Origin of the sequence: Streptomyces sp. NPDC050988, assembly GCF_044456225.1 — a bacterium.
In the GTDB taxonomy this organism is placed as follows: domain Bacteria; phylum Actinomycetota; class Actinomycetes; order Streptomycetales; family Streptomycetaceae; genus Streptomyces.
On sequence record NZ_JBITFQ010000026.1, the window covers coordinates 40,398 to 52,450 of the forward strand.

Sequence of the window (12,053 nt, forward strand, 5' to 3'; positions counted from 1 at the left end):
GGGCAGGTGGAGCGGGGTGCACGATCACAGAACGTATGCAACCCATTGCCGGTGCTTGCGTCAAGTGACGGAGGCAGTGGCGATCATGCCACTGCCTCCGGTTGCTCACATCTCGTCAGTTCTTCGGTCTGCGAGGGTCGTTCACGGACCCTTGTCGACCTCGTGGGTGACGTCCACGTGCTCGCCGGGTGCGCTGAGCTCGTCGACCGCGTCCACTCCGAGGACCGCGCCGGTGGACTTCTTGCCGCGGCGCAGCCTGCCCTCCAGCCAGCTCGCGAAGCTCGTGAGCGCGAAGTTGATCACGATGTAGATCACCGCGATGACCGTGAAGCTGGCGATGACGTTCGCGTAGTAGGCGCTCATCGGGCTGACGGACGCCATCAGGTCGGGGAAGGTGAGGACGGCGCCGCCGAGCGCTGTGTCCTTCACGATCACCACGAGCTGGCTGACGATCGCCGGCAGCATCGCCGTGACCGCCTGCGGCAGCAGGATGAACCGCATCACCTGGTTCTTGCGCAGACCGACCGCCAAGGCAGCCTCGGACTGGCCTCTGGGCAGCGACAGGATGCCGGCCCGGACGATCTCCGCGAGGACCGAGGCGTTGTAGAGCACGAGGCCGGTGACGACCGCGTACAGCGGACGGTCGTCCGCGCTGACGTTCGTGTACTCGGAGAACAGCGCCAGGCCGAAGATCATGAGGACCAGCACCGGGATGGCGCGGAAGAACTCCACCACCGCGCCCGCCGGGATGCGTACCCAGGCGTGCTCGGACAGCCGTGCGATACCGAGGACCGCACCGAGCGGCAGCGCGATGACCATGGCGAGCGCCGCGGCCTTGAGCGTGTTCTGCAGCCCCGGCCAGAGGTATGTGCTCCAGGCTTCGGTGCCGGTGAAGAAGGGCTTCCACAGCACCCACTCCAGCTGGCCCTTCTCGTCGAGCATGGTGTACGCCCACCACAGCACCGCGGCGAGGGCGGCGAGGAACACCACGGAGAACACGATGTTCCGCCGCTTGGCCCGCGGGCCCTGGGCGTCGTAGAGGACCGAGCTCATCGCTTCACCGCCACCTTCTTGCTCACCCAGCCGAGGATCAGACCGGTCGGCAGCGTCAGACACACGAATCCGAACGCGAAGACCGCGGAGATCGCGAGGAGCTGCGCCTCGTTCTCGATCATCTCCTTCATCAGCAGCGCCGCCTCGGCGACACCGATCGCTGCGGCCACCGTCGTGTTCTTCGTCAACGCGATCAGGACGTTGGCCAGCGGGCCCACGACCGAACGGAACGCCTGGGGCAGTACGACCAGCGTCAGCACCTGCGTGAAGTTCAGGCCGATGGCGCGCGCCGCCTCGGCCTGGCCGACGGGCACTGTGTTGATGCCGGACCGCAGCGCCTCACACACGAACGCGGAGGTGTACACGATCAGACCGAGTACCGCGAGCCGGAAATTGGTGGTGGCGGTCTGATCCGAGCCCAGGGTGACCCTGAACGTCTGGTTGAGGCCGAGCGACGTGAACAGGATGATCACGGTGAGTGGGATGTTCCGCACGATGTTGACGTAGGCGGTACCGAAACCGCGCATCAGAGGCACCGGACCGACCCGCATGGCGGCCAGCAGGGTCCCCCAGATCAAGGAGCCGACGGCTGAGAGGACGGTGAGTTGCACCGTCGTCCAGAAGGCTTCCCACAGGTCGTAACCTTCAAGAAAGTCGAACACGATCTCCCGCGCTTCCGCGTGTGTGGAGGGCTCTTTCCAGCAGGTGCGCCGCCCTCCGGGGCGGCGCACCTGTCAGATCAGGACCCGCTTCACTTGACGATGTTGCCGATCTGGGGGGCGGGCTCGTTCTTGTAGTCGGCCGGGCCGAGGTTGTCCTTCACGGCCGTGTCCCAGGCCTTGTCGGAGACCATCTTCTCCAGGGCCGTGTTGATCTTGGCCTTGAGGTCGCTGCCCTTCTTGACGCCGATGCCGTAGTTCTCGTTGGTCATCTTGAAGCCGCCGAGCTTGAACTTGCCCTTGTAGTTCGCCTGCGAGGCATAACCGGCGAGGATCGAGTCGTCCGTGGTCAGCGCGTCGATGGCGCCGCTCTGCAGACCGGACAGGCACGCCGAGTACGCCGGGTACTCCTGCAGCTGGGCCTTGGGGGCGAGCTTGTCCTTGACGTTCTGCGCCGAGGTGGAGCCCGTCACCGAACACAGCTTCTTGCTGTTGAGGTCGGCCGGCGTCTTGATCGAGTCGTCGTCGGCGCGGATCAGGACGTCCTGGTGGGCCAGGAGGTACGGACCGGCGAAGTCGACCTTCGCGGCGCGCTCGTCGTTGATCGAGTAGGAGGCGGCGATGAAGTCGACGTCACCACGCTGGAGCATGGTCTCGCGGTCGGCGCTCTTCGCTTCCTTCCACTGGATCTGGTCCGCGTTGTAGCCGAGCTGCTTGGCGACGTACGTCGCGACGTCGACATCGAAGCCCTCGTAGCCGTCCGGCGTTTTCTGGCCGATGCCGGGCTGATCGAACTTGATGCCGATGGTGATCTTCTTGCTGCCGCCGGAGCCGGTGTCGGCGCTGTCGCTGTCCTTGTCGTCCGAGCCGCACGCGGTGGCAGTGAGGGCGAGTGCGAGGACGGCGGCCGAGGCGGCGGTGACCTTGCGGAGCTTCATGATGAACATCCTTTGAGTGGTGAAGATGTGCGATCCGTCGGTGGCGGGTGACGCAGGCCGTCAGTGGTGCAGGATCTTCGACAGGAAGTCCTTCGCCCGGTCGCTGCGGGGGTTGCTGAAGAACTGGTCCGGCACAGCCTCTTCGACGATGCGTCCGTCCGCCATGAAGACGACGCGGTTGGCGGCCGAACGGGCGAAACCCATCTCGTGTGTGACTACAACCATCGTCATCCCGTCACGCGCAAGCTGCTGCATGACTTCCAGGACCTCGTTGATCATCTCCGGGTCGAGAGCCGAAGTCGGCTCGTCGAAGAGCATGACCTTGGGGTCCATCGCCAGCGCCCGCGCGATCGCGACACGCTGTTGCTGGCCGCCGGAGAGCTGGGCGGGGTACTTGTCCGCCTGCGTGGCGACCCCCACCCGGTCGAGCAGCCCGCGGGCCTTCTCCTCCGCGGCCTTCTTGTCAGCCTTACGGACCTTGAGCTGTCCCAGCATCACGTTCTCGAGCACCGTCTTGTGCGCGAAGAGGTTGAAGGACTGGAAGACCATGCCGACATCGGCCCGCAGCCGGGCCAGTTCCTTGCCCTCCTCGGGCAGCGGCTTGCCGTCGATCGAGATGTCTCCCGAGTCGATCATCTCCAGGCGGTTGATGGCGCGGCACAGGGTGGACTTTCCGGACCCGGAGGGCCCGATGACCACGACGACCTCACCGCGCGCGATCGTCAGGTCGATGTCCTGGAGCACGTGCAACGCACCGAAGTGCTTGTTGACGTTCTTCAGTACGACCAGATCGTCGGCCGCGGGTACGGCGTCCTTGGTCACCGATACTTCGGTCATCGGCCTCTTGCTCCGTCCTCCTCGGTTGCGGAGGACAGTAGTGATGCCGCACGACCAGCGTCATTACATCTGAGGGGAAATTGAGCATAACGATCTGGTAGCAACCGGACACTCTTCGTGAAGGCCGCGGCGGGCACGTACCGGCTGCGTAACGGAAGTCGGCCGCGCCCCGAACATGCTTGACGCCGTCAGCGTCATCGGACTGACTTCCAGGGGGCACGCGCGCGTGCCCACGTCTATCCACCGAAAACGTACGACCGATGAACCGAAGGGGGCCGGGGTGAGACTGCTCCTTGTCGAGGACGACAACCACGTGGCCGCCGCTCTGTCCGCGGTTCTCGCACGTCACGGCTTCGACGTCACCCACGCCCGCAGTGGCGAGGAGGCGCTGCAGGCGCTCGTTCCCGAAGGGGCCGGCTTCGGAGTGGTGCTCCTCGACCTCGGCCTGCCCGACCAGGACGGCTACGAGGTCTGCGGCAAGATCCGCAAGCGCACCAGCATCCCCGTGATCATGGTCACCGCGCGCGCCGACGTGCGCTCCCGGATCCACGGCCTCAACCTCGGCGCCGACGACTACGTGGTGAAGCCGTACGACACGGGGGAACTCCTCGCCCGTATCCACGCCGTCAGCCGGCGCAACGTCGCCGACGAGGCCGCGGCCCCTGGCGAGACCGCGCTGAACCTGGGCCCCGTACGGATCGAACTGCCCACCCGTCAGGTCAGCGTGGACGGTTCGGTTGTCCAACTGACCCGCAAGGAGTTCGACCTTCTCGCGCTCCTCGCCCAGCGTCCCGGTGTGGTGTTCCGGCGGGAACAGATCATCAGCGAGGTCTGGCGCACCAGTTGGGAGGGGACCGGCCGCACCCTGGAGGTGCACGTCGCGTCGCTGCGCTCCAAGCTGCGCATGCCGGCCCTGATCGAGACCGTGCGCGGCGTCGGGTACCGGCTCGTCGCGCCCGCCGCGTAGCGGGGCCAGGTGCGCGCACGTCTCCTCCCGCTGCTCATCGTCCTGATGGCGGCCGTGCTGCTCGCCCTGGGCGTCCCCCTCGCCGTCAGCCTGGCGGCCGCCCAGCAGCAGAAGGTCGTCGTCGACCGGATCGACGACACGGCCCGCTTCGCGTCTCTCGCACAGTTCGTCACCGACCCGCCGAAGGGGTCCCGGGTCGAGTCCTCGGACGAGCGCCTCAACACGCTCGGCAGGGAACTCATCAAGTACAACGGGCTGTACGGCATCAAGGTCGGCGTGTTCTACCGCGACACCATCATGGCCAAGGCCCCGGTGGACTGGTACATCCCCGAGAAGGGCGAGGCCCGCGACGCCTTCGACGAGGCCTTCCAGAGCCGCCGCAGCCACGACCCCGCACAGGTCTGGCCGTGGGAGCGGGACCGTCTCGTCGTGGCGTCCCCCGTCATCCGGGACGGTGACGTCATCGCCGTCGTGGTCACCGACTCGCCCACCGGACAGATGCGCTCGAAGATCCTGCGCGGCTGGCTGGTCATCGGCGCCGGCGAGATCGCCGCGATGCTCCTCGCGCTCAGTGCAGCGCTACGTCTGACCGGCTGGGTACTGCGGCCCGTACGCGTCCTCGACGCCACCACCCACGACATCGCGACCGGCCGCCTGAAGTCCCGCGTCGCGGTCGCCGGCGGGCCGCCGGAGTTCAGACGCCTGGCCCGGTCGTTCAACGAGATGGCCGACAACGTGGAGGACGTGCTGGAACAGCAGCGTGCCTTCGTCGCCGACGCCTCGCACCAGCTGCGCAACCCCCTGTCCGCGCTGCTGCTGCGCATCGAACTGCTCGCTCTGGAACTCCCCGAGGGCAACGAGGAGATCGCCTCCGTCCGCACCGAGGGCAAGCGCCTCGCGCAGGTCCTGGACGACCTCCTGGACCTCGCCCTCGCCGAACACGCCGAGGCGGACCTGCGGCTCACCGACATCGGCGAGCTGACGGCCGAGCGCGTGGCGTCCTGGTCGCCGGTCGCCGACGACAAGGGCGTACGACTCGTCGGGACCTGCCCCGCCACGACCGCGTGGGCCGACCCCGTCGCCCTCTCCAGCGCCCTGGACGCGGTGATCGACAACGCGCTGAAGTTCACCCCCGAAGGAGAGTCCGTCGAGGTCGAGGTGGCCTCCAACGGCCAGGTCTCGACCATCGTGGTCACCGACCTCGGTCCCGGACTCAGCGACGAGGAACTCACCCGCGTCGGCGACCGCTTCTGGCGCAGCCCCGGCCACCAGAACATCAAGGGCTCGGGCCTCGGCCTGTCCATCTCCCGGGCCCTGCTCGCGGCAGGCGGCGGCGCCATCACGTACGAGCACCACGAGCCGCACGGCCTGAAGGTGACGGTGAGTGTGCCGCGGACGGTGCCGGGAGCCTGAACGGCCGCGCAAGCGGCCCTGGGCCGTGCCTGTGCCGCCGTCAGGCCTTCCGCCGTACGGACCGCTATGGCTTGACCGAGCGGTAGTAGCGGCTCGCTCCCTCGTCCAGGTCGAGCGGATCGGTGTAGATGGCCGTCCGCAGGTCCACGCGCTGTGCCGCGTGCACCTTCTCCCCGATGCTGTCGCGACTGTGGATCACCGTGCGGGTCATCCCCTCGGTCAGCTCCGTGTCCGTCCCCGCCCGGGTCACGAGCAGGTTCGCCACCGCCACCGTCTCCACGGACTCCCCGGACTGGGCACGGGGATAGGCGTCCGCCGGCATGACGGCGGACCGGTAGTACTCGGCTTCCTGGCCTTGCTTGTGCAGCTCCTCCACGAGGTCGGCCTTGATGGGGACCAGCCTGATGTCGGACCTGTTCGAGAGGTCGCTCACGGCTTTCGTCGGGAGCCCGCCCGACCAGAAGAATGCGTCGATCTTCTTCGATTCGAGTAGCTCCGGCATCTCTCCTATGCCGACGGACACCGGCTCGATGTCCCTGTCCAGGTCGAGGCCGGCCGCTTCCAGCACATGCTCGGCGATCAGCCGCACCCCGGAGCCGCGCGGCCCCACCGCGACCCGCTTGCCCTTCAGCTCCGCGATGGTCTCCACGGGGGAACTCTGGGGGACGATCACGTGCACGTAGTCGTCGTACAGCCGGGCGCAGCCGCGGAGCAGTTCCGCGCCCCGGCCGCCCTCCCGCTCGTACTTCGCCACCGCGTCGGCGGCCGCGATGGTGAAATCTGCCTCCCCGGTGGCGACCCGCTGCACGTTCTGCTGCGAGCCCACGCTTCCTTCGAGCTCCACCTTCAGACGAGGCATGTCCTTCGCAAGCGCCTCCTGCAGCAGCGTCCCGTACAGCTGGTAGACGCCGGACGCCGATCCCGTACTGAAGGACACCGTCCCACTCGGTGAGCTCTTGCCCAGGGGCAGCAGCCACCACAGGAGCAGCCCGAAGGCCACGAAGGCGGCGGCCGAACCCTGCAGGGCCCGGCGTCTGCCGATACGGGAAAATGCCTGGAACATGGGCGCGATCCTGCCAGCACAACGCCCACGATGACCAGGGCCGGGCCCCCGGACGCGGGCGCCACGGCCCGCATACCCCCGCACGACAGGCGCCAGGGCCGGACGTACTCCGGGCACCGCCTACCCTTGTCGCATGAGCAGCAGCGACCGGAGCCCCGTAGTGGACCTGACGAGAACGTATGAAGTACGCACTTACGGATGTCAGATGAACGTCCACGACTCTGAACGGCTCTCCGGACTGCTCGAGGACGCCGGATACGTACGCGCGCCCGACGGCTCCGACGGTGACGCCGACGTCGTCGTCTTCAACACCTGCGCGGTGCGGGAGAACGCCGACAACCGTCTCTACGGGAACCTCGGCAGGCTCGCGCCGATGAAGACGAAGCGGCCCGGCATGCAGATCGCCGTCGGCGGCTGCCTCGCCCAGAAGGACCGCGACACCATCGTGAAGAAGGCGCCCTGGGTGGACGTCGTCTTCGGTACGCACAACATCGGCAAGCTGCCCGTCCTCCTGGAGCGCGCCCGCGTACAGGAAGAGGCGCAGGTCGAGATCGCAGAGTCGCTCGAGGCGTTCCCCTCGACGCTGCCGACCCGCCGCGAGAGCGCGTACGCGGCCTGGGTCTCCATCTCCGTCGGCTGCAACAACACGTGCACCTTCTGCATCGTCCCGGCGCTGCGCGGCAAGGAGAAGGACCGCAGGACCGGCGACATCCTCGCCGAGATCGAGGCGCTGGTCGGCGAGGGCGTCTCCGAGATCACGCTGCTCGGGCAGAACGTAAACGCTTACGGTTCCGACATCGGCGACCGCGAGGCCTTCAGCAAGCTCCTGCGGGCCTGCGGGAAGATCGAGGGCCTGGAGCGCGTCCGCTTCACCTCGCCGCACCCGCGCGACTTCACGGACGACGTCATCGCAGCGATGGCCGAGACCCCGAACGTCATGCCGCAGCTGCACATGCCGATGCAGTCCGGTTCGGACACCGTCCTGAAGGCGATGCGCCGCTCGTACCGGCAGGAGCGCTACCTCGGGATCATCGACAAGGTCCGCGCCGCGATCCCGCACGCCGCGATCACCACCGACATCATCGTGGGCTTCCCGGGTGAGACCGAGGAGGACTTCGAGCAGACCCTGCACGCGGTCCGCGAGGCCCGCTTCGCGCAAGCGTTTACGTTCCAGTACTCCAAGCGCCCCGGCACCCCGGCGGCGACCATGGAGGGGCAGATCCCCAAGGAGGTCGTGCAGGCGCGCTACGAGCGTCTCGTCGCCCTCCAGGAGGAGATCTCCTGGGACGAGAACAAGAAGCAGGTCGGCCGCACCCTGGAGCTGATGGTCGCCGAGGGCGAGGGCCGCAAGGACGGTGCCACCCACCGCCTCTCCGGCCGCGCCGCCGACAACCGCCTGGTGCACTTCACCAAGCCCGACGAGGAGGTGCGCCCGGGTGACGTGGTGACGGTCGAGATCACGTACGCGGCCCCGCACCACCTCCTGGCGGAGGGCCCCGCCCTGAAAGTGCGGCGCACGCGCGCGGGAGACGCCTGGGACAAGCGCAACGCCGCCGAGGCCGTAAAGCCGGCGGGCGTCATGCTGGGGCTGCCGAAGATCGGGGCCCCGGAGCCGCTGCCGGTCGCCACGGGCAGCGGGTGCGGCTGCGACTGACACGGCTGCGACTGACACGGCGACTGACCGCGTCACGGGCCGGGAAGGGGTCCCTCATGCCGTACAGCGTGGAGTTCACCGAGCGCGCCGCACGCGTCCGGGACAGCCTTCCCGCCGAGCGCCGGGAGGTGCTGGACCGCGGGCTGGCCATACTGGTGGCCGACCCGCGCCACAAGCTGTCGCACGCCGTGGGCGGCGACGAGTCGACCCGCGAGATAGCCCTCTCCCGGAACCTGTTCGTCGAGTACGTGATCAGCGACGGCAAGCTCGTGGTGCTCCTCCTCACGGTCATCGACCTCACGGACGTGTTGATCGAGGAGTGACGTCCGGCGGGGCAGGGCGTGGCGTTGGGCAAGGTAAGGCGAGGCGTTGGGCGGGGCGCGGTGACGGGCTCTGCCGAGGAGTGACATCCGGCCGCCCGAGGAGTGCCGTCGGACCATCGCACGGGGCTACGCTGCCGATCATGCTTGTCGCCGCCGCCGTCTGCCCCTGTCCGCCCCTTCTCGTGCCCGACGTCGCCGCGGGCGCCGCACCCGAACTGGACGCCGCACGTGCCGCTTGCACGGACGCGCTGGGGGTACTGGCCGCCGCGCGGGCCGACCGGCTGGTGGTCGTTGGACCCGCCGAGCAGAGCGGGCGTGGGGCGCATCCGGAGGGCTCTCGGGGCACGTTCCGTGGCTTCGGCGTGGATCTCGACGTCCGACTGGGCCGGAACGGGGTCCGGACACCGGAAGGCCCGGCCGGATCCGGCCCCGTCGAGGGTGCTGATCGGCCCCTGCCGCCCTCGCTCGCGGTCGCGGCCTGGCTGCTCGGTCGTACGGACTGGTCGGACGCCCCCGTCGAAGGTCTCGGCGTGGGGGAACCTCTCGCGGCCGAGCGGTGTATCCAGAGCGGGAGGGAAATCGCCACGCGGGCCGAGCGGGTGGCGCTGCTGGTGATGGGCGACGCCAGCGCGTGCCGCACGCTCAAGGCGCCCGGGTATCTGGACGACCGGGCGGCCGGCTTCGACGCGGAGGTGGCGCACGCGCTCGGAGCGGCCGACGTGGCCGCCCTTCAGACGCTGGACGCGGAACTGGCGTACGAGCTCAAGGCCTCCGGCCGTGCCCCTTGGCAGGTGCTCGCGGGCGCTGGCGAGGGCGCGGGGCTCGCGGGCGCGCTCCTGTACGAGGACGCGCCCTACGGCGTGGGGTACGTGGTGGCGGCCTGGTCGTAGGGTCTGGGGCGGGAGTGGGAGACGGGCTGGGCTGAGCTGGGCGTCCAGCCCGGGCTAGCCGGTCGTAGGGCCCGGGACGGTCGGTCCGAGTGCCTGGGGCGGTCGGGTGGGAGTGCTCGGGACGGTTGTAGTGCCCAGGCTGGTCGGCGTTGAACGCCCGGGCGGGTCGATCCGAGTGTCTGAGTGCCTGGGCTGGTCGGTCGTAGCGCCCGGGGCGGTCCTGGTGCCCGGCGTTTGCCCTGGCCCCGCGCTGCTCGTAGCGCCCGCGCGCCGGGTGCACCAGCACCGGGCGAGACCTGCCTCTGCCGAGGTTTGGGGCAGCAGCGAACCGCCAGGTGCAGGGCGTCAGGCGATGCGTGAGCCGACGCGTCAGGCGTGGGCCCGTAGGACGCGGGCCGTAAGACGCAGGCGGTAGGACGCGTGCCGTGCGTGTGCCGCCAACACCGCGGACGGCCCGGAGCTCAACGTGCTCCGAGGCCGTCCGCCGATGTGGTGTCGCTCAGGATGCCGAGGGCGGTGGTGCCGGGGGAGACGGGGGCGTCGTGCCGCCGTCCTTACCGTCACCCTCCTTGTGCGCGAGTCGGTCCAGGGCGCCCTTGGCCTTGCCCGTGCCCGTCTGGATCTTGTCGCTGTACTTGCCCTTGGTCTTCTCATCGGCCAGTTTCGCGGCCTTGTCGAGACCCTGCTCGATCTTGTCGATCTTTCCCCCGTGCTGCTGCGCGAGGTCGGAGACCTTCTCCCTGGCAGGCGCGAGCCTGGCCTTCACGTTGTCCAGGAGACCCATGGTTCACCTTCCCTCGCGGGACAGCTACTTGCGGGCGCCCTCGCCCGCCTCGCTGTCGGCCGCCTCCTCGGCGGACTGTTGCTTGGGGATCTCGACGCCGTCCGCGGCGGACTCCTCGGACTCCGCCGAGTCCGTCGCTGCTGCGGACGAGGTCTTGGTCTCGGCCTTGGCCGACCCCTTCGCCGCGTCCTCCGAGTGCTCCGTATCCGCCCCGGGCTCGGCCGTCACAGCGCCGGCCTCGGCCTCGGCGGTCGAGGCCTCCTCCGACCCCTTCGACTTAGGTCCATCTTTACGAAGAAGCCGTGCAAAAACGCCCATACCATCTCCATACTCTACTCATGTGGGCGAAATTCCGCGTTGCCCGGTGCGTCCCATTGCGTCGCCCGGGTCACCGGCCCTCACGACCGGCGGCTGGAACCTCGCAACAGGCAACGACCCCGGCCCCGCGCCGTCACGTAGCTCGTTCGAGAAGACGCCCCGAGGTTTGCGAGACTGTTGCGGTGAGTAGTCCTGCCCCCGCCCCGCGGGTCATCGCCGTCGTCGGTCCCACCGCGGCGGGAAAGTCCGATCTCGGCGTCCATCTGGCCCAGCGCCTCGGCGGCGAGGTCGTCAACGCCGACTCGATGCAGCTCTACCGGGGGATGGATGTCGGTACCGCCAAGCTGACGCCCGAGGAACGGGGCGGCATCCCGCACCACCTCCTGGACATCTGGGACGTGACGGTCACGGCGAGCGTCGCCGAGTACCAGCGCCTCGCGCGCGACCGCATCGACGCACTTCTCACCGCGGGCCGCTGGCCGATCCTCGTCGGCGGCTCCGGGCTGTACGTCCGGGGAGCCGTCGACAACCTGGAGTTCCCCGGTACCGACCCCGAGGTCCGGGCCCGCCTGGAGGAGGAGCTCACCCTGCGTGGCTCCGGCGCCCTGCACGCCCGGCTGGCCGTCGCCGACCCCGAGGCCGCCCACGCGATCCTGCCCAGCAACGGCCGCCGGATCGTCCGGGCCCTGGAGGTCATCGAGATCACCGGCAAGCCCTTCACCGCCAACCTCCCCGGCCACGACTCCGTCTACGACACCGTGCAGATCGGCGTCGACGTCACGCGCCCCGAGCTCGACGACCGCATCGCCCTGCGGGTGGACCGCATGTGGGAGGCCGGCCTCGTCGAGGAAGTGCGCGCACTGGAGGCGCAAGGGTTGCGCCAGGGGCGTACGGCGTCGCGTGCCCTCGGCTACCAGCAGGTGCTCGCGGCGCTCTCCGGGGAGTGCACGGAGGGCGAGGCGCGTGCCGAGACCGTACGTGCCACCAAGCGCTTCGCGCGCCGTCAGGATTCCTGGTTCAGACGCGATCCACGGGTGCATTGGCTGAGTGGGGCTGCGGCGGATCTCACAGAACTTCCGCAGCTCGCGCTGGCGTTGGTCGAACGACCGGTCACAGCCTGATCACGTCCTGGCATCGGGACGCTCCGGCCGTCA

The 12,053-nt window shown here is 69.0% G+C and carries 13 protein-coding genes; 6 read left to right on the plus strand and 7 right to left on the minus strand.

From position 1 onward, the window contains the following. Nucleotides 1–141: 141 nt before the first annotated feature. The 4 genes from ACIBEI_RS37030 to ACIBEI_RS37045 all read right to left on the minus strand — a co-directional run bounded on the left by ACIBEI_RS37030 (nucleotide 142) and on the right by ACIBEI_RS37045 (nucleotide 3,487). On the minus strand, nucleotides 142–1,053 hold the full coding sequence (locus ACIBEI_RS37030; RefSeq protein WP_398894887.1) for an amino acid ABC transporter permease: 912 nt from the start codon (nucleotides 1,051–1,053) through the stop codon (nucleotides 142–144). Continuing rightward, on the minus strand, nucleotides 1,050–1,715 hold the full coding sequence (locus ACIBEI_RS37035) for an amino acid ABC transporter permease (RefSeq protein ID WP_383949847.1): 666 nt from the start codon (nucleotides 1,713–1,715) through the stop codon (nucleotides 1,050–1,052). The genes ACIBEI_RS37030 and ACIBEI_RS37035 overlap by 4 nt, the downstream gene beginning before the upstream one ends. An 89-nt stretch (nucleotides 1,716–1,804) precedes the next feature. Then, a complete protein-coding gene (locus ACIBEI_RS37040; protein ID WP_398894888.1) occupies nucleotides 1,805–2,650 on the minus strand; it encodes a glutamate ABC transporter substrate-binding protein in 846 nt (281 codons plus the stop codon). Nucleotides 2,651–2,710: 60 nt separating this feature from the next. Further along, entirely contained in the window at nucleotides 2,711–3,487 is a 777-nt protein-coding gene (locus ACIBEI_RS37045; protein WP_143638069.1) for an amino acid ABC transporter ATP-binding protein, read from the minus strand. Nucleotides 3,488–3,767: 280 nt separating this feature from the next. Between ACIBEI_RS37045 and ACIBEI_RS37050 the strand changes: the two genes are divergently transcribed. Together ACIBEI_RS37050 and ACIBEI_RS37055 are read left to right on the plus strand one after the other, a co-directional pair. Then, complete coding sequence (locus ACIBEI_RS37050; protein WP_398894889.1) at nucleotides 3,768–4,454, plus strand: response regulator transcription factor; 687 nt, start codon at nucleotides 3,768–3,770, stop codon at nucleotides 4,452–4,454. 9 nt (nucleotides 4,455–4,463) lie between these two features. Beyond that, nucleotides 4,464–5,867, plus strand: coding sequence for an ATP-binding protein (locus ACIBEI_RS37055; RefSeq protein WP_398894890.1), 1,404 nt, complete (start codon nucleotides 4,464–4,466; stop codon nucleotides 5,865–5,867). 64 nt (nucleotides 5,868–5,931) lie between these two features. On the opposite strand, the gene ACIBEI_RS37060 is transcribed toward ACIBEI_RS37055, so the two are convergent. Then, complete coding sequence (locus ACIBEI_RS37060) at nucleotides 5,932–6,930, minus strand: TAXI family TRAP transporter solute-binding subunit (RefSeq protein WP_398894891.1); 999 nt, start codon at nucleotides 6,928–6,930, stop codon at nucleotides 5,932–5,934. Between the two features lie 133 nt (nucleotides 6,931–7,063). On the opposite strand from ACIBEI_RS37060, the gene miaB reads away from it, so the two are divergent. The 3 genes from miaB (at nucleotide 7,064) to ACIBEI_RS37075 (ending at nucleotide 9,797) form a co-directional block, all read left to right on the plus strand. Further along, a complete protein-coding gene (gene miaB, locus ACIBEI_RS37065) occupies nucleotides 7,064–8,584 on the plus strand; it encodes a tRNA (N6-isopentenyl adenosine(37)-C2)-methylthiotransferase MiaB (RefSeq protein ID WP_398894892.1) in 1,521 nt (506 codons plus the stop codon). Nucleotides 8,585–8,640: 56 nt separating this feature from the next. Further along, nucleotides 8,641–8,907 carry a hypothetical protein gene (locus tag ACIBEI_RS37070; protein ID WP_055616853.1) on the plus strand — a complete coding sequence of 89 codons (267 nt, stop codon included), beginning with the start codon at nucleotides 8,641–8,643 and terminating at the stop codon, nucleotides 8,905–8,907. Nucleotides 8,908–9,047: 140 nt separating this feature from the next. Further along, on the plus strand, nucleotides 9,048–9,797 hold the full coding sequence (locus ACIBEI_RS37075; RefSeq protein ID WP_398894893.1) for a class III extradiol dioxygenase subunit B-like domain-containing protein: 750 nt from the start codon (nucleotides 9,048–9,050) through the stop codon (nucleotides 9,795–9,797). A 499-nt stretch (nucleotides 9,798–10,296) separates the two neighbouring features. On the opposite strand, the gene ACIBEI_RS37080 is transcribed toward ACIBEI_RS37075, so the two are convergent. Together ACIBEI_RS37080 and ACIBEI_RS37085 are read right to left on the minus strand one after the other, a co-directional pair. After that, a complete protein-coding gene (locus ACIBEI_RS37080) occupies nucleotides 10,297–10,581 on the minus strand; it encodes an antitoxin (RefSeq protein ID WP_398894894.1) in 285 nt (94 codons plus the stop codon). A 24-nt stretch (nucleotides 10,582–10,605) separates the two neighbouring features. After that, on the minus strand, nucleotides 10,606–10,899 hold the full coding sequence (locus tag ACIBEI_RS37085) for a hypothetical protein (protein WP_398894895.1): 294 nt from the start codon (nucleotides 10,897–10,899) through the stop codon (nucleotides 10,606–10,608). Nucleotides 10,900–11,081: 182 nt separating this feature from the next. Here ACIBEI_RS37085 and miaA point away from each other — a divergent pair, with 182 nt between their 5' ends. Beyond that, on the plus strand, nucleotides 11,082–12,020 hold the full coding sequence (miaA, locus tag ACIBEI_RS37090; RefSeq protein ID WP_398894896.1) for a tRNA (adenosine(37)-N6)-dimethylallyltransferase MiaA: 939 nt from the start codon (nucleotides 11,082–11,084) through the stop codon (nucleotides 12,018–12,020). The last annotated feature ends 33 nt before the right edge of the window (nucleotides 12,021–12,053 follow it).